This is a genomic window from Chryseobacterium taklimakanense, assembly GCF_900187185.1.
Lineage (GTDB): Bacteria > Bacteroidota > Bacteroidia > Flavobacteriales > Weeksellaceae > Planobacterium > Planobacterium taklimakanense.
This window is the reverse complement of record NZ_LT906465.1, coordinates 1,827,190-1,847,410: the sequence shown is the minus strand read 5'-3', so window position 1 is coordinate 1,847,410 and position 20,221 is coordinate 1,827,190. Positions and strand designations below refer to the sequence as shown.

The following is a 20,221-nucleotide window of genomic DNA, read 5'->3' as shown; positions in this document are numbered from 1 at the left end:
TTATCTAACCTCAACAATATTATCCGCCGGATTCACATCTGCCATTCTCTGCGAAAAATCAATCCCCAAAGCAGAAATTTCAGCTTTTGTGAAAGGAATCGTGAATTTGTATTCCTTTTGTGTCCATGGCCAATAGTTCAGAGTTGTAAAATTCCCGTAGATGTCCTTCTTCTTCCACTCTCTCGTCATATTCACCGGAATTTGGTAATTCACCACCTTTTTGTCTTTGGTTAAAACGCTGAAATCAACCGGCATCGGAACGCCACCTTTATTCACCAACGTCACCGTTGTTGCGCCGTCGCCATATTCTACATTTTTCACAGCGTAATCAATTGTTTTTGTAGTATTTATCCAGTAATTATTGAACCATTTCAAATCCATTCCGGAAATTTTCTGCGCGATGTGAAGAAAATCTCTGTCTGTTGGATGTTTCATTTTCCATTGGTTGAAATATTCCTTCATAATGAGTGAAAGCGTTTGTTCGCCGACAATGTAGCCCAACTGCACCAGATAAAGTTCACCTTTCGTATAACTTGCCACAGAATAAGCTCTGCCATCATCGTGATGATCTGCCAGCCACGAAGCCGGCTCCTCCTTCCCTGTTTTTACAAATTTCGTGTAGGAATTGATCGTTCCCACAAAAGGATTCGCCACTGGTTCTGCCGGTGGAAACAGCTGATGCATAACCAAAGTTTCCGCGTAACTGGTAAAGCCTTCATCGAGCCACGGCTTCGTACTTTCATTGGTCGCAAGCATCTGCTGAAACCAGGAGTGATTGCCTTCATGAACCATTAAACCAACCAAACCTTCCAGGGTTTTAGCCTCACCTAAAATCATCGTTGTCATTCCGTATTCCATTCCACCGTCACCACCCTGTACAAATGAATAACTTGGATAGGCGTAGCGCCCAAAAGTGGCATTCATAATCTGGAAATATTTGGTGATTAAAGGCTTGCTTTCTTCCCAAAACTTTGTCTTTTCTGATTTTTGATAGACATAATATATCTGCGGCCCGTCTAAAACCGTAAAAGTTTCAACGCTGAAATCTTTATCCGCAGCCCAGGCAAAATCCAGTAAATTTTTCGCCTGCCATTTCCAGGTCGCTTTACCGTTGGCATCGGTTTTTACATTTGCACTCTGCGAATAGCCTTTTACATCATTTTGGTTCAAAAGCGTTCCGCCGGCACCAATCACGTAGTCTTTATCAATTTTAATATTAATGTCAAAATCTGCAAAGGGTGCGTGAAATTCCCTGCCGATATAGTCGAAAGCATGCCATCCATCATAATCATATTCAGCAATTTTTGGATACCACTGCGTCATGGTCATATCAACACCTTCGCGGTTATTTCTGCCGGCACGGCGGATTTGTTTTGGTACCACAGCATCCCATATCATCGTAAAAGTTGTGCTGGAATTTGGCTTGATTGGCTCTGCCAACTGCACCTTCATAATGGTTTCCTGAATTTCAAATTTCAGGGTTTTGCCGTTCTGTTTGATCCATTTGATATTCTGGGCTCCTTCTTCTTCTTTTGGAATTGAAGCCAATCTGGAGATTCCGTTCTGCTGAAGCCTGCTGTCACCGTTAATGCCCTGGCTCTGTACACGCTGATCCATCATCGAACCAGCTTTAAACGCATTCCAGTAAAGGTGAAAATAAACTACTTTAAGTTCATCCGGCGAATTGTTGGTATAAGTCAATGTCTGTTTTCCCTGATAAGTAAAGTTGGGCGCATCCACATCAATATCCATTTTATACTTGGCATATTGCTGATAATAAGGATATTGCTGGGCGGAAACAAAACCAAAAAACGTTAAAAGTATGAGTGAATACAGTCTTTTCATTAAGTAAAATTTTTCGAAAGCGAAAGATAAGAATTTTTACTCAACTCCCGATGGTTACGATTGTCATCAGAAATCTGCACCATATATATTTGAACTTTAGTACTTTTGCACCCGGAAGAATTAAAATATGCTTACGGTAGAAAAAATTGGCGGAACATCGATGTCTCAGTTTCAGGATGTTTTGCAGAACATCATCACAGGAAAACGCGCGCCGGAACAAATGTATAACCGCATTTTCGTGGTTTCGGCTTATAATAATGTTACCAACTGGCTTTTAGAACATAAAAAAACCGGTGAACCGGGCGTTTACAGCAAATTTCTAAACAGTGAAGATTATCCAAAGGCTTTGGATGAACTTTGCGGAAAACTTATTCAGATTAATGAAAGCCTTGTAAATATCGGTTTAAATCTGAATGAGGCCAACCAGTTTATCACAAACCGAATCAATCAGGCAAAAGCAATGCTCGAAAGCCTAAGAAAAGTTCTCGCCTCCGGTTACGTGAATGCGAAAGATATACACCTCGCAGCCCGCGAAATTTTAGCATCGATTGGTGAAGCGCATTCTGCATGGAATTCGGTTAATATCATCCAAAATAATAGCATTAATGCCCTGTTTATCGATTTATGCGGCTTTGATGACAACGAAGCTCTGACCATTGACCAAAGAATCACAAAAGCATTTTCCGGAATAGATTTTAGTGAAGTAATCTGCGTGGCAACAGGCTATACCAAAGGAACTGAGGGCATTATGCGGGCTTTCGACCGCGGTTATTCCGAAGTTACTTTCAGTAAAATCGCCGTCGATGTAGAAGCTGATGAAGCCGTCATTCACAAAGAATACCACCTTTCCAGCGCGGACCCAAACATCGTCGGCGTTGAAAATTGTGTCCCTGTAGGGCTTACCAATTACATCATCGCGGACCAACTGGCGGATATCGGGATGGAAGCGATTCACCCAAAAGCCGCAAAGCCACTGGAACTGGCGGGAATCAATATCAGGATTAAGAACACTTTCGAACCGGAACACGAAGGCACGCTAATTTCAAAAGATTACAAATCACCGGATACCAGAGTCGAGATTGTTTCAGGCTCCAAACAGATGATCGCCGTGGAAGTGCACGATCCCCTGATGGTGAATGAAGTTGGCTATGATGCCCGAATCATGAGCTATTTCCAGAAGTACAATATCAGCTATGTTTTGAAATCCACCAACGCCAATTCAATTACCATGGTGATCTGGGAAAATCAAAATGCTGAAAAACTGATCGAAGAACTGAAACAGGTTTTCTATCAGGTAAATGCAGTTCCCGTGGCGATGGTCTGTGCGATGGGAAGCAATATTTCGGGGCCGGGATTCCTTTACCGAGCTACAAAGGCCCTTTATGAAAACAATATCAATATTGAATGTTACGGCCAGTCGCTGATGCAGGTCAACCTGCAGTTTGTGATTCGCCGGGAACATTATGAAGCCGCGATAAAAGCCCTGAACGGAGCACTTTGCCAAAATCCGTAAATAAAAAAGTTACCGAATTGGCAACTTTTTTATTTCGGGGAATTTAGAATCTTTTCAATGATCCGGTACGTAATCATGTACGTCGGTTTCACGCCGGTAAGTCCAAGTCCGCCGGAAGAAAGCGTACTTCCGGTTTCAAGAGGATTATCCGAAGCGTAGTATCCGTACATCACGAACAAATCCGGAGATATGTGGTGACGGATCTTGCTGGCAACCTGAATTGCTTTCTGATAATGCGCCCCTTCCATTTCAAGGCCAACCGCTTTCCACGTCGTGTTCATAAAATAGGAAAGAATGTCCTTGTTCTGAAGCGAAGTTCCAAGTACGGTAATCATCGGACCTTCATACGCTGTTATTTCATCATCCTGAAAATCTTCAAGCTTCAAAGCGTTTTCAAAAACATAATTGTCGGCAGTTCCTTCAAAAATATGGGAGGTCGGTATCATGATGTCGCCTTTGCCGCCAGTTAAAATTCCAGCTTTTCCCATTATGGAAATCGATTTTACCTTCATCGTGTATACTTCACCATTGAATTCATACGGACGGAGTAATTCATCCATGATCTCAAAAGCCTGTTCCCCAAAAGCGTAATCAAACACCAAAACTACATCCTCACCGGAATATTTCGCACCTGCAAAAGGCGTATTTTTCAGATTTGTTTTGCTTAAATCGATGATCTGAACGTCAATATTACTGCCGCTGACGTCATCAATATAGATTAAACCTGATTTTTGAGAGTGATTCAGCACTTTTTCCTGCAAGACCTTCTTGTTGCTGATGTCCTGGTAAAGCGAGTAATCTACCTCTTTGGTTGCTTTTTTATCCAAAGCATCGTTGGCAAACAGCATATTTTTCACCGAATGCATGTTCGCCGAAATGATATGCAGCGGTCTCATATGCAGATTATTTGATGCCAGAACCTCCTTTACTTTATTTGCCCAGCGCTCACCAAAAAGATGGTGCCCAACACGTTCGCGCAGAATGGCGCTGAAGAAAATCTCGCGTTCCCTTGTTCCCTTCATATCATCCAGACTGGCTTTCCCCAAATGATAAATGATTTTAAAAAGGCGGTCAGGATTTTGATCGTCGCCGAAAGAATTGTACGCATTCAATACCTCATCGAAAGTCCTTCCCAATAATGAAGACAGGTGAATCAGCGCGACTTCTTTTTCTTTGCGGCTAAATTTTTTCTCGCCTTTGGCGACCTCTTCAATTATTCTCCAGGCTCTGGTTGGCCGGTAGTCCTCATCTTTAATATAGGCGAGTTCGCGGATTTTGTCTGCCTCGATATAAAGAAAAGTGAGGTGCGTCAGGATATCATAAATCTCTGAACGGCCGAGTAAAACCTCAATGTTCATCTGGTGTTCATCAATTCTATAGCAGTTTCTGCGGCGTTTCTTGGGAACAATCACCTCGAAACCTCCTTTTTCAAAACCTTCATCGGAAGTGAGGTGTACGAAAGCGGTTTCTTCAATCCCTTCCGGAAGACGGTCGAGAACATACAAAAGTCCGTCCAGCTCCACCTTGTTCGAAATGCTCATCGAACCGTAGATTTCGGGAGAAATGGTCATTAAAAGGTTTCGTATGGTTTCGCCGGAAACGCCGCCCGGTTTGAAAAAGCCCCTGTAGAAAAGGTGCCGCATCGTAACGTAAAGCCTTTCGATAGCTTCCGTCGTTTCACGTGCTCTTAGATTTGTTGCCATAAATTATATATAGTTTTGTTAAATTTATAATTAATGACGCACAAAGTTAATAAATTTAAAATTAATGATTTGTGAACTGTTCTTTTTCAATGCAAAAACACAAATAACAATAAATTAGAGCATTTGTCCATTTTTACCTTATGCACTTTGTGATAAAACTTTAAGGAAAGACTATCTTCGGAATTTAAAGTATTCAGACAGTTCGTGCTTCCTGTTTTTCAGAAAGTCAGAAACCATTTCCATCCCAATCACCGAGAAAGTTATTCCGTTTCCACCGAAACCCAATACAAAGTAAGCGCCCGGAAAGTCAGGATGTTCGCCTATGTACGGCAGTCCGTCTTTGGTTTCCCCGAAAGTTCCGCCCCATGAAAAATCAATCCGCATATCATAATCCGGAATGTATTTTCCTAAAGTTTTCTGAAGTTTTTTTGCTTTTTTTTCAAGCAGCGCATCCCGTTTTCTGGCATCTACAAAATCTTCATCTTCGCCGCCGATCAAAATCCGGTTGTCATCCGTCGTGCGCATATACAGGTAAGGTTCGGCGGTATTCCAGATGAGTATATTTTCGAGATGCGGCATTCCTTCTTCCGAACTTTCACTTACAATGGCATAAGTTGACAATAAATCAACAAATTTTTCCTTAATGATCTCGGTACTTTCAAAACCATTGCAATAAATGATTTTTTTAGCTTTGATGAAATTGCCGTATTCCGTAGTAATTTTCACACCTGTCTTTGAGTACTCTGTTTTGGTGATTTCTGTTTTATCGAAAATCTGCAAACCTTTTTTATGGTTGAACCTTAGAATATCGTGTGCCAGACGAAAAGCATCAATACTTCCGCCCTGGTCTGAAAGAATTCCGCCATACGTGTTTTTTAACTGGTAGTGTTTTTCAATTTCATCAGCTTCCAGCCATTTTACAGGAAATTTTGCTGCCTTTCTTGCTTCAAACTCCTTCTTTAACCACGAAACATCTTTTTTTAGTGCCGCAAAATACAAGGATTTCTTCTTTTTGAAACCCGCTTCCGATTTCACCTCTTGATGAACCTTCTGCAAATCATCAATCGAATCAAAACACGCCCAGTAACTTTTCTCGGCACCGTCATTCCCAATCATTCCGGTAAGTTCATACAACGGGACATCAATTTCATACTGCAGCATTGAGGTCGTGGCGGAAGTGCTCCCATTACATACTTCTCTCTTATCAATCAGGACCGTTATGTAACCTTCCTTTATGCACTGATGAGCAATCAAACTTCCGGTAATTCCGCCGCCTACGATAAGGATTTCGGTTTCAATATTTTCTCTTAATGATGGGTAACTTTCAAGAATGCCGTTTTTTACCAGCCAGAAAGGTTCAGAAGTTTTAAGTTTCATAGGTATTAAATCTTTCACAAAAATAACTTCTACACCATATATATATGTTACAAAATTTACGCCTGACACTTTGCGGTCATATTTTAAGGTTTAAATTGACAAATATCAACAACCACCCCTTATTTTATAAAGTATAAAGCTCAAAATAAGTAAAATTTTATTTTTACCCCCTAAAATTTTATAGTTTTTTATTTGTGAATTGATTTTTTATATAAATTTGCACCATTAAAACCCCACTTCAATGTCAACATTAAGATTTAAAGCGCTTGCTGAACTGCCTTTCAGAAATTACAGAAAGGACAACGCGGTGGAAGTTCCTAAAAAACTTTCCGAACTGTTCTGCGAAAATGTATTCTCGGAAGAAACAATGAGGGCTTACCTTACCAAAGAAGCCTTTACATCGATACAGGACGCCATAAAAAAAGGATCAAAAACCCCAAGAAATATCGCCGACCAGATCGCCGTAGCGATGAAAGACTGGGCTCTGTCCAAAGGCGCAACGCACTACACCCACTGGTTTCAACCGTTAACAGGCTCGACAGCAGAAAAACACGATTCATTTTTCACACCATTTGAAAGCGACCGAGCGATTGAAAGATTCAACGGCGGAATGCTGATTCAGCAGGAACCGGACGCATCTTCGTTCCCGAACGGCGGCATCCGAAACACTTTTGAAGCACGGGGTTACACCGCATGGGACCCGACTTCACCGGCATTTATCATCGGAACCACACTTTGCATCCCTTCCATATTTATTTCTTACACCGGGGAAGCCTTAGATTATAAAACACCTTTACTAAGGGCTCTTTCTGCTTTAGACGACGCTGCAACAGATGTTTGCAAATCATATTTTGATAAAAACGTCACGAAAGTTACCGCCACTTTAGGCTGGGAACAGGAATACTTCCTCGTAGACAGTGCTTTGTACCAGTCAAGACCGGACCTGGTGTTCACGGGCAGAACTTTGCTTGGCCACTCTCCGGCAAAAGGGCAGCAACTGGATGACCACTACTTCGGTTCTATTCCTACCCGGGTGATGAATTTTATGAAAGAACTGGAAATAGAGTGTATGAAACTGGGAATTCCTGTTACCACGCGTCACAACGAGGTTGCACCGAACCAGTTTGAACTGGCGCCAATGTTTGAGGAAACCAATGTGGCTGTTGACCACAACTCCCTGTTGATGGACATTATGGCCCGGGTGGCACATAAACATCATTTTCACATCCTTTTCCACGAGAAACCATTTAAAGGCGTTAACGGAAGCGGCAAGCACAACAACTGGTCGATGGCCACAGATACTGGCGAAAACCTTTTAAGCCCTGGAAAAAATCCTAAGAAAAACCTTCAGTTCCTGACATTTTTCGTAAATTCATTGAAAGCGGTTTACGAATATTCTGACCTATTAAGAGCAAGCATTGCCACCGCAAACAACGATCACAGATTGGGCGCAAACGAGGCACCACCGGCGATTATCTCTGCATTTATCGGAAGCCAACTGTATGGCGTGCTGGAAGAGCTTGAAAAAGTGACGGACGGTAAACTTTCACCGGAAGAAAAAACTGAGCTTAAACTGAACGTAGTGGGTAAAATTCCTGAAATTTTACTGGATAATACCGACAGAAACAGAACTTCACCATTCGCTTTTACAGGAAACAAATTTGAATTCCGCGCTGTGGGCTCTTCGTCAAACTGCGCCGGACCGATGACCGTTCTCAATGCGATTATGGCCAAACAGTTGCGAACTTTCAAAGGCGAGGTTGATGACTTAATCGACAATAAAAATCTTAAAAAAGATGAAGCAATCTTCAATGTCCTGAGAGAATATATTAAAGACTGCAAATCTATTTTGTTTGAAGGTGATGGCTATTCTGAAGACTGGGCAAATGAGGCAGCAAAACGCGGCCTGAACAACCTGAAAACCACTCCGGAGGCCCTTAAGAGTGAGATGAACAAAAAGTTTATTGAGCTGTATGAAGAACTTGGCATCTACACCAAAAGGGAGTTGGAGGCGAGAAACGAGGTTAAACTGGAGAAATATTCTACAACGATTGATATTGAAGCAAAAGTTTTGTCTGACATTGCCAGAAACCACATTATTCCGGCGGCGCTGAACTATCAAAACCGTTTGATCGATAATGTAAAAGGATTAAAAGAAATTTTTGGCGACAAAGAATTCGAACCTTTAGCTAGAGAACAGATGGATCTCATTAAAGGCATTTCCGCCAATGTAGCCCAAATAAAAGTGGGCGTGGATGAACTGCTTGCAGCTAAAGAAACCGCTTCCCAAATGCACGGTCAGAAGCAGGCCGAAGCCTACTGCAACGACGTAAAGCCAAGATTTGACAAAATCCGTGAGGCCAGCGATGCTCTGGAAATGATGGTGGATGATGAACTTTGGCCGATGATGAAGTACCGGGAACTACTGTTTACGAGATAAAATCAATCAGTTCAATATGATGAGAAATCCTGCTCACTGCAGGATTTTTTTATTTTAAAAAAGTTATTTTAAAAAAATGCCCCATAGTGTATTAATCTACAGGGCGAAATCAAATATATAAGAAGAAAAGAGTTGTTCTTAAAATGCTAAACAAATTTATAAAATAAAAAAGTTAAATTTTTATACAATTATAGGAATGGTTAATATAATTAATAGATAACAACGAAAAAGTGTTAAAAAATCTTAATAAAAAGCAAAGCCGTAAAACCTAAATAAAGGGATTACGGCTCTTTTTTCTTTAACATACCCTTTAGATATGTTAAAATGTGTTAAAAAAAGGTTTTTGAAATTTCAAAAAACATTGTCTTTTAGTGCTATTAAATACTTTTGCCTTGTCAATCGAAAGTAAAAACTAGCATTTTAACACAGAAATCAAATATATATGAAGAAAAGAGTTTTATCGTATCTGACTGTAATTTTATCTGTATTTTCACTACAATCTTGCGTTAGCAATTACGTTGTATCTCAACCAACAAACTACAAAACTGATGCCAAACTGGCATCCATCACTCCAAATAAACTTTCTGAAGCCAAAAAAGAAATTTCACCGGCAAAACAAATCGATATAGCTTTGGCCAATATCGAAAAGGCAAACAAAAGCGCTGAAATCCAGAAAACTATTCTTTTTGAAAAGAAAATGGACGATATGCTGGCTGAAGCTGAATCTTATTTGGGAACACCATACCGATATGGCGGTACTACAAGAAGCGGGATTGACTGTTCAGCTTTTGTACTTTCCGTATTCGGAGCCACTATGGGGATGCATTTGCCAAGAGTTGCAGCAGCCCAGGCTCAGGAAGGCGAAAGAGTTGCAAGAGAAGACATGAGAAAAGGTGATTTGGTATTTTTCTCAAACGGTGGCCGCATCTCTCACGTAGGAATCGTTCACGATGTGGATGAAAACGGCTCAGTAAAATTTATCCACGCATCAACTTCCCGCGGCGTTATGATTTCTCCGCTTACTGATTCTTACTGGGGTCCGAAATTCCGATTTGCAAAAAGAATCGTCAACGATGACATCATAGACTACTCTTCACTGGCTCAAAATTAAATGACTAAATAATTGAAAATAAAAAAACCACCTCATGAAGGTGGTTTTTGTTTGCAGGAAAAATTGTAGCTTTGCATTGTGATGAGAAGGATAATGCCGATTTTGATGATGCTTCTTACTTTGGGACTGTTGATACTTCCCAATAAGAATCTCCTTGCTCAAAAATCAGTATCAGATTGCTGCAATACAGAGCAGACGGATAGTTCCTGCCACGATTCCAAGCAAAAAAAAGAATCCGACTGCTCGAAAAATCACAAATCACACGATGGCTGCACCGATAACTGCTGTATGCACTGCAGCGGCTGCCACGCATCTTTCATACCGTCTTTCGAACCTGCGGAGACAGTGAAAACCGTTCACAATTTTTCTACAGATAAAAAATCTGATTTCAACTACAACAGCCCCCACTTTTCTACAGGGCTTCAGGAAATCTGGCAACCGCCTAAAATAGCTTAATTTATTATGTTTAAAACCCAAAGGTATATCCTTTAGGTAACTTGTGTATTTCTTCAATGAAAGAGGGAATACATCAATAATAATATTTAAAGCTATTTAATATAATGAAAAAAAATCTGAAAACAGGACTGGCTGTCCTCTTCAGCCTCATATTCCAAACCTTTTTATTTGCACAAACTACCGGAACATTTCTGGTAAAAGGAAACTGCAGCATGTGTAAAGACCGGATCGAAAGTACTGCCAAAAAGAATGGCGCCAAAACAGCGGTCTGGAATTCTGAAACCCAAACTTTACAGGTCGAATTTGATCCCAACAAAACAACTGCAGATGGCATCCTGAAAAAAATCGCAGATGCCGGCCACGATAACGAAAAATATACTGCACCCGACGCTGTTTACAGCAAACTTCCGGGATGTTGCCTGTATGACCGCGAACCTTCTTTCATTAAACAAAATGCCTCTACGCCAACTGAGAAGAAGGTCTTTTTTGTGAAAGGCAACTGCGAAATGTGTAAAGACCGGATCGAAAGCACCGCTAAACAGGCCGGCGCAACCACTGCAATCTGGGACGCAGCAACACAAAAAGTAACATTGGATTTCGATTCTGCTGAAACTACGGCCGAAGCTATCCTTAAAAAAATTGCAGATGTGGGGCACGACAATGAAAAGTTCAAAGCCCCAGACGAGGTTTACAGAAAACTTCCCGGATGTTGCCTTTACGACAGGACTACAGAATTTACAGAACCCAACCCACATGTGCATTCTGACGGTAAAGAAGCTGTAGCGCCAAAAAAGGATTTCAGCAGTCACGATGAACATTTTGATAAGCAAATTGAAGGCGTGACTGTGACGAAAGCACAGGCCGCAACTGCAATCGACGGAAAAAACGCAGGTTTGACGTTTAATATCAGTGGAAAAGAACTTTTGAAAGCGGCCTGCTGTAATCTTTCAGAAAGCTTTGAGACCAATGCCACTGTTGATGTTTCATACAGCAATGCCGTAACGGGCACCAAACAGCTGAAAATGCTGGGCCTTGACCAAAAATACACTGCTCTGTCTAAAGAACTTTTACCGGAAATCAGAGGTTTGGCTGCAGCTTACGGATTAAATTTTATCCCGGGTCGCTGGATTGGCGGAATTCAGTTAACCAAAGGAGGAAGTACCGTCACTAACGGTTATGAAAGCATTACCGGACAAATTAACACCGAACTTTTGAAGCATCAGGATAAAACGGAAACTTCAATGAACATCTTTGGAGACATTAATGCCAGAACCGAATTGAATATCACCCACGTTTCGCCCCTAAACGACCATTGGAACCAAAGTATTCTGTTCCACGGGAACGGAACCTTTGCAAAAGTAGATTCCAATGATGACGGATTTCTGGATCAGCCGACCGGCACGCAAATGAACGCAACTTATCTTTTGAATTTCAGCGATTTGGAACATTCCGGCTGGGGCACGCATTTTGGGATTAATGCGTTGCAGGACAGAAGAAATGCCGGGCAAATGAATTATAACAAAGCGCTGGATCAGTCTGAACAACCTGCTTATGGTGTTGGTATCGATATTTCCAGATTTCAGGTTTGGAATAAAACAGGCTATATTTTTAAAGGAAAACCTTATCAGAGTATTGGCTGGATGAACCAATACACCTATCACCAGCAGGACAGTTTCTTTGGTTTAAGAAATTATTTCGGGAGGCAGAACACCCTATATTCGAACTTAATTTTTGAAAGCATTTTCGGAAATACCAATCATAAATATAAAACAGGTGCAAGTTTTCTTTATGATAAATACGATGAAGATTATCTTAGCTTAAACTACAGGAGAACCGAGACCGTGCCTGGTATATTCTTTGAATACACCTTAACCGGTGCAAGATACACCTTGGTCGCCGGAGCCAGAACCGATTTTCATAATTTGGCGGGAACGCAGTTTACACCGAGGTTGAATTTTAAATATGATTTCACTCCGAAAACCATTCTACGGTTGTCTGCAGGAAAAGGATTCCGTACTGCGAATGTTTTTGCAGAAAGCCAAGGTTATTTCGCCTCGAACAGAGCCATTGAAATCCGAGACAACGGCGGGAAAATTTATGGGCTGAAACCTGAAATCGCGTGGAACTACGGTGCGAGCCTTCAACAGGATTTCAAAATTTTTGGAAGGAAATCCACTGTAATTGCTGATTTTTTCAGAACAGATTTTAAAGATCAGGTTTTATTGGATCTGGACCAGTCGCCACAGAAAATGGTGTTCTATAATCTGGACGGAAGATCCTTTGCTAACAGTTTCCAAACCCAATGGGATCTGACTCCAGCGAAGAATTTTGATGTGCGTCTGGCCTATAAATACTACGATGTGCAGGCAGATTTCGAAGGCGGCAGGCGTGAAATTCCTTTTATGGCAAAACACAGAGGTTTCGTAAACCTGGCTTACGCTACGGCCAAAAATGACAAAGGTGGCTTCTGGACGTTTGATACAACACTGAATTTAGTCGGAAAGCAAAAACTTCCTAATTTGAATTCCAATCCTGCAGAATTCAGGCTTCCGGAATATTCTGATCCGTATAACACTTTAAATGCACAGGTTGCGAAAAATTTAAATGATAAAACCCGAATTTATTTGGGCGGCGAGAACCTGACATCAACGATGCAGAAAAATCCGATTATAGATGCCAAGAATCCGTTCGGAAATTACTTTGACGGCGGAATGATTTACGCTCCGGTTATGACGGCAAATGTTTATCTGGGCTTAGATCTGAAATTTTAGACAAAAGCCACACACGCTCGATTCACTTTTTAAGGGTAAATTGAATGTAGTCGCAGCAAAGACTAAAGCAAAAAGGCGTTCAAAAAAATTTTGAACGCCTTTTCTTAGCAATTATTTAACAGTATAATTATGAATTTAACCACTTCGAGGAACTCAAATAACCCTGATCCGGATAATATATAAAAAGAACATTTTGTCCCTTAATGGTGTTGATGATCGGTGCAGCCAGATTTCTCGGTACCGCAGGGCAACCCCAGCTTCTGCCGATTCTTTTGTGCTGAGCCGCAAAAGCCTCACTCACATAATCAGCGCCGTGCATAACTACTGCTCTTTGCAATGCTGCATCATTATAGCCTTTATCTTTTCCCAAAAGCCTTAATGAATATCCATTTTCGCCTTCATAGGTTGCATCGGTCACATAAAATCCCATACTGCTCTGCAAAGAATTTTCTCTGTTGGAAAAGTTAGTTGCGTATTCTTCGCCGGTATTTTTGCCATGAGCAACCAAAGAATTGAAAAGGATTTTACCAGTCTCAGTATCAATCACCCAAAGCCTTTTCGTATTGGAAGAAAGTGAGAAATCGCAAACGGTCAAAAGGTTCGCAGAATCACTGATTTCACCGGCTTTCTTCAGATTGTTAAAACCTTTTAATGCTTTTTCAAATACATCAAAACTCAATTTTGTTCCTGATGAGAAATCAATATCCTGGTATAATCTCTCAGCTGCAGAAAGCATTTTGGTCTCGATGGGTTTTGCATTGTTGATTCTTACGGGTGCCGCTAAAGTATCGGCAGTTACTGCTTCAGAATTCACAACTCTGTCGGATGATATATATGAGGTGGCGACAGCAAACGTAACCGTAAGAGCTAAAACTAATTTCTTCATCTAAATATATTATGTTAACTTAAATCCGGGTGCAAATTTATAAAAACATAAATATCAGATGGTTAAAATGAAAAACTTTAACTCAATTTTATAATACTTTAACTTTTAAAGTGAAATATTTTATAGGGAAATTATTTCTTTTCCGGAACAAAATCCAGGCTTACTGAGTTCATGCAGTACCGCATTCCTGTTGGCGCTGGGCCATCATTGAACACATGCCCGAGGTGGGAATCGCATCTTTTGCAGACCACTTCTATCCTTTCCATCCCATAGGATGAATCGCGTTTGTACGCCACGCCGTTTTTATCCGCTTCAAAAAAACTTGGCCAACCACAGGTGGAGGCGAATTTTTGGTCACTTTTGAACAAATGGTTTCCGCAGGCGGCACAATAATACTCACCAACCTGATCGAATTCGTTGTACTTTCCGGTATGGGGCCGTTCCGTTGCGGCGTTTCTCGCAATATCGTAAAGTTCCGGCGAAAGGATTTTTTTCCACTCATCATCGGAGATATTTACTTTTGCCGTATCAGTTCTGGAGAAATATGGATTGTTTTTTGCTGATTGATTTTCCATTGCAGTTGATTTTATAGGTTGATTGGCCTGCGAGCATGCTTGCAGAAAAATGAACGTGAATATGAGATATAAAAGCTTCATAATATAACCACAAAAGTTACAAAAGAACAAGGTAATTAACCATTGTGACAAGAGAACACAAAGTTCACATCGAAGATCTGTTTTTGTTCGCTTAAAAATAACCAAAAAACTTTTCTCCCTTTTGTGGCTTATAAATTTACTAAATTTGTTTTAAATGACCGACCAAGAAAAACGCAGACAACTCCGTAAATACAAAGCATTTGCCACCGGGCTTTTTGTTCTGATGGCGACGGTTTTTATTATAACGACCATTCTTCAGAAATCTGATAATTCGCACTGGATCGGGTATGTTCGTGCGTTTTCGGAGGCAGCTATGGTTGGTGCGCTGGCAGACTGGTTCGCAGTTACGGCGCTTTTTCACCATCCATTGGGTTTGAAAATTCCTCATACCAATTTAATTCAGAACAAAAAAGATCAGATTGGCGACAATCTTGGGAGTTTCGTGGTCGGGAATTTCCTTTCACCGCAAAACATAAGGCCCTATATTTTAAAATTAAAGGTGTCGAATTTTGTGGGCGAATGGCTTTCAAAAGAACGCAATCAGGAACTCTTGATATCAGAAACATCAGTTATCGTTCTTGATATTTTAAATAAACTTGAAGACAAAAGCGTCGTAAACTTTATTTCAGGAAAGGCTAAAGAAATGTCGCATGACTGGAAAATCAACCAGATTGTTGGCAGCGGGCTTCAGTATATTCTTGAAAAAAATGACCACCAGCGGCTGGTGACTTCACTTTCAAAACAAATTAAAGATTATGTGCTGAACAATCAGGAGATGGTGCGTGAACGGGTGAAAAGAGAAAGCTTCGCCCTGATTCCGAAGTTTGTAGACGATGCGATTGCGGATAAGATTACATCCGGGCTTTCCAAATATTTTGAGGAAGTAGAAAATGATGCAGAACATTCACTTCGACAGGAAATTACTGGTAAACTGATGGTATTCTCCGAGGATTTAAAGGCAAATGAAAAATGGCAGGATGAATTTCAATCCATAAAAGACAGTTTCCTGAACGAAGAAAAAATACAGCAGTACGCGCAGGACATCTGGAATTCAATTAAAAAATCTTTGATTAAAGAACTTGAAACAGAAAATTCCGCCCTAAAAAATTATATCAGAAAAAACATCATTGAACTCTCTCACAACTTACAAACTGACGAAAAACTTCAGCACAAAATCGATCACTGGATCCGCTTCACGGCTTATAAATACATCCTGAAAAACACACACCAGTTCGGTGATCTGATCTCTTCAACCGTGGGCAACTGGGAAGGCAAGGAACTTTCCAACAAACTGGAACTTGAGGTTGGAAAAGATTTACAGTTTATACGTGTAAACGGGACTTTGGTGGGCGGCCTGGTCGGGTTGCTGATCTACACGCTTTCGCATTTCTTAATTTAAAATTTGGGGCTACGAATTTGATTTTCGCGGACTTAACAGCGCCTGGTTTATTTCTCTAATCAGCTGCGGGCCTTCATAAATAAATCCGGTATAGAGCTGAACAAGGCTTGCGCCGGCTTCCAGTTTCTCGAGCGCATCTTCTGCAGTATGAATTCCACCGACACCGATGATGGGGAATGCTTTACCACTCTTTTCCGACAGGAAACGAATGACCTCAGTGGAGCGTTTCGCCAGTGGCTTCCCGGAAAGCCCGCCGGTTTCTTTTTTGTTTTCAGACCTCAATCCTTCGCGCGATAGCGTGGTATTGGTTGCGATTACGCCTGCGATTTTGGTATCCTTTACAATATCTATGATATCAAGAAGCTGCTCCTCGGTCAAATCAGGGGCAATTTTCAGGAGAATTGGTTTTTGCTTGGGCTTTTCCAAATTCATCCTCTGAAGCTCACCTAAAAGCTTAGTTAACGGTTCCTTATCCTGTAGCGCACGAAGATTTGGGGTGTTAGGCGAAGAAACGTTTACCACAAAATAATCCACATAATCAAACAGTTTCCCGAAACAGATCTTATAATCGTTGACCGCTTCTTCATTCGGCGTGACTTTGTTTTTACCAATATTTCCGCCGATGAGTACGTTTTTGTTTTTCTTAAGGCGCTCTACAGCCGCATCTACTCCACCATTATTAAAACCCATTCTGTTGATGATGCCGGAATCTTCAACCAATCTGAAAAGCCTTTTTTTATCATTGCCGGGCTGTGCTTTTGGCGTAAGCGTGCCTATCTCAATAAATCCAAATCCGAGATCAGAAAGCTCCTTGAAGGCAACGGCATCTTTATCCAAACCCGCAGCCAAGCCTACCGGATTTTTGAATTTAAGGCCAAAAACTTCACGTTCCAGGCGTTTGTCTTCAACGGGTTTAGCCAAAAAATATTTTGAGAGAAAACCAAGTTTTTTAAGCACTGAAAATGTAAGGTGGTGCGCTTTTTCTGGATCGAGTTTGAAGAGAAAAGGACGGATGATGCTTTTGTACATTGAAAAAAAGGTTTTGCAAATTTACTGAATTCCTGATTTTAATAAAAGTTTATTTCATCTAGATTTCTCTTTCGCGAATTTTTAGATAATTTTGTTTAAAACCGATTTTGATGCCTTACAGTTTTAAAAATACCCTGCGTCTCCCGAAGGAGGAAGAAGAAAAACAAACTTACGCCGAGATCGAGGAAGGGGTATATTTCCGGGGGCACAATCTTTGGCTGCTGGTGCTTTCCATGGGTATTGCCTGTGTGGGGCTCAACATCAATTCTCCCGCGGCAGTGATTGGGGCAATGCTCATTTCACCGCTGATGGGGCCGGTGGTTGGTTTGGCTTTCGGGCTTTCCATCAAAGCCAAAGGCCTCATCAAACTTTCGCTCTGGAACTGGACAATTATGGTCTTAACCGGCCTTTTGGCGTCAACAGTTTACTTTGTCATCACTCCATTTCATTCAGAAACCTCACAGTTGGCAGCTTTTAAGGATGCTACCGTCTTCGACTGTTTTCTGGCGCTTTTCGGTGGGTTTGCATGGTTTTTGGGAATTACCAGAAAAGAGGCGATTAAGGTTATTGCCGGGGTTGCGGTTGCCACAGCCTGTATTCCGCCGCTTTGTACCGCAGGTTACGGACTGGCGAACCTGAACTGGGAATATTTCTTGGGTGGGTTATATTTTTATCTGATTAATTGTGTTTTTATCGGCGTGGGCACGTGGATCTTAAGTATAATTCTCGGCTATCAGAAATATTATCTGGAAAAAGACAACAAGATGAACAGAAACGCGTCAATTCTCGTTACAGTTCTTTCGATTCTTGCGGTTTTGCCCAGCCTATTCTTCACCATAAAAAAATGGAATGACGAAAACCTGAAACAAAGAGCCGATAACTATATAAAGCGCATCAGGGAGAAAAATCCGGAAATCGCTATCCTTAATTATAGAGCTTTTGAAAATAACAATAAAAAATATCTGGACATCACCATTCTGAATGACAGCACATTCATTCCAAAAGATGAACTTCTGCAGCATGACCAGATGATAAAAGACATCAACCTGATCTGGCATTATTCCAAAACGGCGAGGAACAATACAGATATCGAATATTTACAGAATCAGATCAATGCACTGAGATTGCAGCTCGAAAATCAAAAAAATCAAAATATCCGTATCGAAAAAGGGAAAAAATAATGTAATCGTTTCTCTTAGTAAAATTAAGTAATCAACCCGTTCTTATTTGAATTGCCAAACCGCTTCGGTGAGGTGTAGATTTTTATAGTTTTGACGATTATCTTCAGTTAAAAACCTTTGATGAGATGCAATTGAGGCTGCCTTTTCTTTTATAAAATCATTTTAAAATCCCTATTTTTGTGCAAATTCTATTTTAAGATTATGGCAAAACAGGAAGATGTTTTCAGGAAGGTGATTTCTCACGCAAAAGAATACGGTTTTATATTCCCAAGTTCAGAGATATATGACGGGCTTTCAGCGGTTTACGACTACGGTCAGAACGGCGCCGAGCTGAAAAACAATATCAAGCAGTACTGGTGGAAAGCGATGGTTCAGCTGAACGAAAACATTGTGGGGATCGACGCTGCCATCCTCATGCACCCAACCACCTGGAAAGCTTCCGGGCACGTGGATGCATTCAATGATCCGTTAATCGATAACAAAGATTCCAAAAAACGTTTCCGCGCCGACGTTTTGATTGAAGATTACTGCGCAAAACTGGAAGACAAAGCCCAGAAAGAAATAGAAAAAGCTGCGAAACGTTTTGGTGACGCTTTCGAAAAAGAACAGTTTGAAAACACAAACGCCAGGGTGATGGAATACCGTGAAAGGCAGAAAACCATCCTTTCCAGAATGGCAAAATCCCTGGAAACAGAAAACCTTGCTGATGTAAAAGCATTGATTGAAGAGCTTGAAATAGCCGACCCTGACACCGGTTCCAAGAACTGGACGGATGTAAGGCAGTTCAACCTCATGTTCGGCACAAAACTCGGAGCATCAGCAGACAACGCGATGGATCTGTACCTGCGTCCGGAAACTGCGCAGGGTATTTTCGTTAACTTTTTAAATGTTCAGAAGACTTCCAGGCATAAGCTCCCGTTTGGTATTGCACAGATCGGCAAAGCCTTCAGGAATGAGATTGTTGCGCGGCAGTTTATCTTCAGAATGCGCGAATTCGAGCAGATGGAAATGCAGTTTTTCGTGCAGCCGGGAACCGAACTGAAACATTATGAAGAATGGAAGCAAAAACGCCTCAACTGGCATTTGGCTTTAGGTTTGGGTGAAGAAAACTACAAATTTCACGACCATGAAAAACTGGCCCATTATGCAAACGCTGCTACTGATATTGAGTTCAAATTTCCATTTGGTTTTAAAGAACTGGAAGGCATCCACTCCAGAACTGATTTCGATTTAAGTGCCCACGAACAGCACTCTGGCAGAAAATTACAGTATTTCGATCCGGAAAGAAACGAAAATTACACGCCCTATGTGGTGGAAACCTCAATAGGACTCGACAGAATGTTCCTTGCACTGATGTCGCACTGCCTGAAAGATGAAGTTTTGGAAGACGGTTCCGAAAGAACTGTACTTTCACTTCCGCCGGCATTGGCTCCGGTAAAAGCCGCGATTTTACCTTTGATGAAAAAAGACGGACTGGGCGAATATGCTGAGAAAATTTTCAACGATCTGAAATACGATTTCAACCTCATCTACGAGGAAAAAGACAGCATTGGTAAACGTTACAGAAGAAATGACGCCCTTGGAACACCGTTCTGCATCACCATCGACCATGATTCGTTAACAGATCATACGGTAACTCTTAGGGACCGTGATACCATGCAGCAGGAAAGGGTTCAGGTGGCCGATTTGAGAAGAATTATCGACGAGAAAACCAATTTCAGAAACCTGCTTTCTAAAATTTAATCTGCAAGTTTATTGACTCTGTTCCACGGTACATATAATAAATTTTGTATGCTTTGTGAATGCCCGGTGCGCTTTGTGTCGCAAAAATCTATTCAAAATATAAATCAAGCT

General features: G+C 41.1%; 14 protein-coding genes. 8 read left to right on the top strand and 6 right to left on the bottom strand.

The window, feature by feature from the left end:
- Window positions 1-1,845 carry a M1 family metallopeptidase gene (locus tag CKV81_RS08755; RefSeq protein WP_095072459.1) on the bottom strand — a complete coding sequence of 615 codons (1,845 nt, stop codon included), beginning with the start codon at window positions 1,843-1,845 and terminating at the stop codon, window positions 1-3.
- Window positions 1,846-1,972: 127 nt separating this feature from the next.
- Between CKV81_RS08755 and CKV81_RS08750 the strand changes: the two genes are divergently transcribed.
- Entirely contained in the window at window positions 1,973-3,358 is a 1,386-nt protein-coding gene (locus tag CKV81_RS08750) for an aspartate kinase (protein WP_095072457.1), read from the top strand.
- 29 nt (window positions 3,359-3,387) lie between these two features.
- On the opposite strand, the gene CKV81_RS08745 is transcribed toward CKV81_RS08750, so the two are convergent.
- The gene (locus CKV81_RS08745; RefSeq protein WP_095072455.1) at window positions 3,388-5,061 is read right to left on the bottom strand and encodes a DUF6909 family protein; all 1,674 of its coding nucleotides are present in this window, start codon (window positions 5,059-5,061) and stop codon (window positions 3,388-3,390) included.
- Window positions 5,062-5,232: 171 nt separating this feature from the next.
- The gene (locus CKV81_RS08740) at window positions 5,233-6,438 is read right to left on the bottom strand and encodes an NAD(P)/FAD-dependent oxidoreductase (RefSeq protein WP_095072453.1); all 1,206 of its coding nucleotides are present in this window, start codon (window positions 6,436-6,438) and stop codon (window positions 5,233-5,235) included.
- Between the two features lie 241 nt (window positions 6,439-6,679).
- Here CKV81_RS08740 and CKV81_RS08735 point away from each other — a divergent pair, with 241 nt between their 5' ends.
- From CKV81_RS08735 to CKV81_RS08720, 4 genes are all read left to right on the top strand, one after another.
- Window positions 6,680-8,878: a glutamine synthetase III family protein gene (locus CKV81_RS08735; RefSeq protein ID WP_095072451.1), complete on the top strand. Its 2,199-nt coding sequence runs from the start codon at window positions 6,680-6,682 to the stop codon at window positions 8,876-8,878.
- A gap of 442 nt (window positions 8,879-9,320) precedes the next feature.
- Window positions 9,321-9,989, top strand: coding sequence for a C40 family peptidase (locus CKV81_RS08730; RefSeq protein ID WP_095072449.1), 669 nt, complete (start codon window positions 9,321-9,323; stop codon window positions 9,987-9,989).
- An 81-nt stretch (window positions 9,990-10,070) separates the two neighbouring features.
- Window positions 10,071-10,445, top strand: a complete 375-nt coding sequence (locus CKV81_RS08725; RefSeq protein ID WP_157727395.1) for a hypothetical protein — start codon at window positions 10,071-10,073, stop codon at window positions 10,443-10,445.
- 104 nt (window positions 10,446-10,549) lie between these two features.
- Complete coding sequence (locus CKV81_RS08720) at window positions 10,550-13,216, top strand: TonB-dependent receptor domain-containing protein (RefSeq protein WP_095072445.1); 2,667 nt, start codon at window positions 10,550-10,552, stop codon at window positions 13,214-13,216.
- A 127-nt stretch (window positions 13,217-13,343) separates the two neighbouring features.
- Here the strand turns inward: CKV81_RS08720 and CKV81_RS08715 are convergent, their stop codons facing one another.
- Window positions 13,344-14,102 (bottom strand): murein L,D-transpeptidase catalytic domain family protein, encoded by a 759-nt coding sequence (locus CKV81_RS08715; protein ID WP_095072443.1) that lies wholly within the window; start codon window positions 14,100-14,102, stop codon window positions 13,344-13,346.
- 131 nt (window positions 14,103-14,233) lie between these two features.
- Window positions 14,234-14,677: a peptide-methionine (R)-S-oxide reductase MsrB gene (gene msrB / locus CKV81_RS08710; protein ID WP_095074401.1), complete on the bottom strand. Its 444-nt coding sequence runs from the start codon at window positions 14,675-14,677 to the stop codon at window positions 14,234-14,236.
- 235 nt (window positions 14,678-14,912) lie between these two features.
- On the opposite strand from msrB, the gene CKV81_RS08705 reads away from it, so the two are divergent.
- Complete coding sequence (locus tag CKV81_RS08705; RefSeq protein WP_095072441.1) at window positions 14,913-16,157, top strand: DUF445 domain-containing protein; 1,245 nt, start codon at window positions 14,913-14,915, stop codon at window positions 16,155-16,157.
- 9 nt (window positions 16,158-16,166) lie between these two features.
- Here the strand turns inward: CKV81_RS08705 and CKV81_RS08700 are convergent, their stop codons facing one another.
- On the bottom strand, window positions 16,167-17,186 hold the full coding sequence (locus CKV81_RS08700) for a quinone-dependent dihydroorotate dehydrogenase (RefSeq protein WP_095072438.1): 1,020 nt from the start codon (window positions 17,184-17,186) through the stop codon (window positions 16,167-16,169).
- A 110-nt stretch (window positions 17,187-17,296) separates the two neighbouring features.
- On the opposite strand from CKV81_RS08700, the gene CKV81_RS08695 reads away from it, so the two are divergent.
- Window positions 17,297-18,367, top strand: coding sequence for a DUF389 domain-containing protein (locus tag CKV81_RS08695; protein ID WP_095072436.1), 1,071 nt, complete (start codon window positions 17,297-17,299; stop codon window positions 18,365-18,367).
- 201 nt (window positions 18,368-18,568) lie between these two features.
- Window positions 18,569-20,110 (top strand): glycine--tRNA ligase, encoded by a 1,542-nt coding sequence (locus CKV81_RS08690; protein WP_095072434.1) that lies wholly within the window; start codon window positions 18,569-18,571, stop codon window positions 20,108-20,110.
- Window positions 20,111-20,221 lie beyond the last annotated feature (111 nt).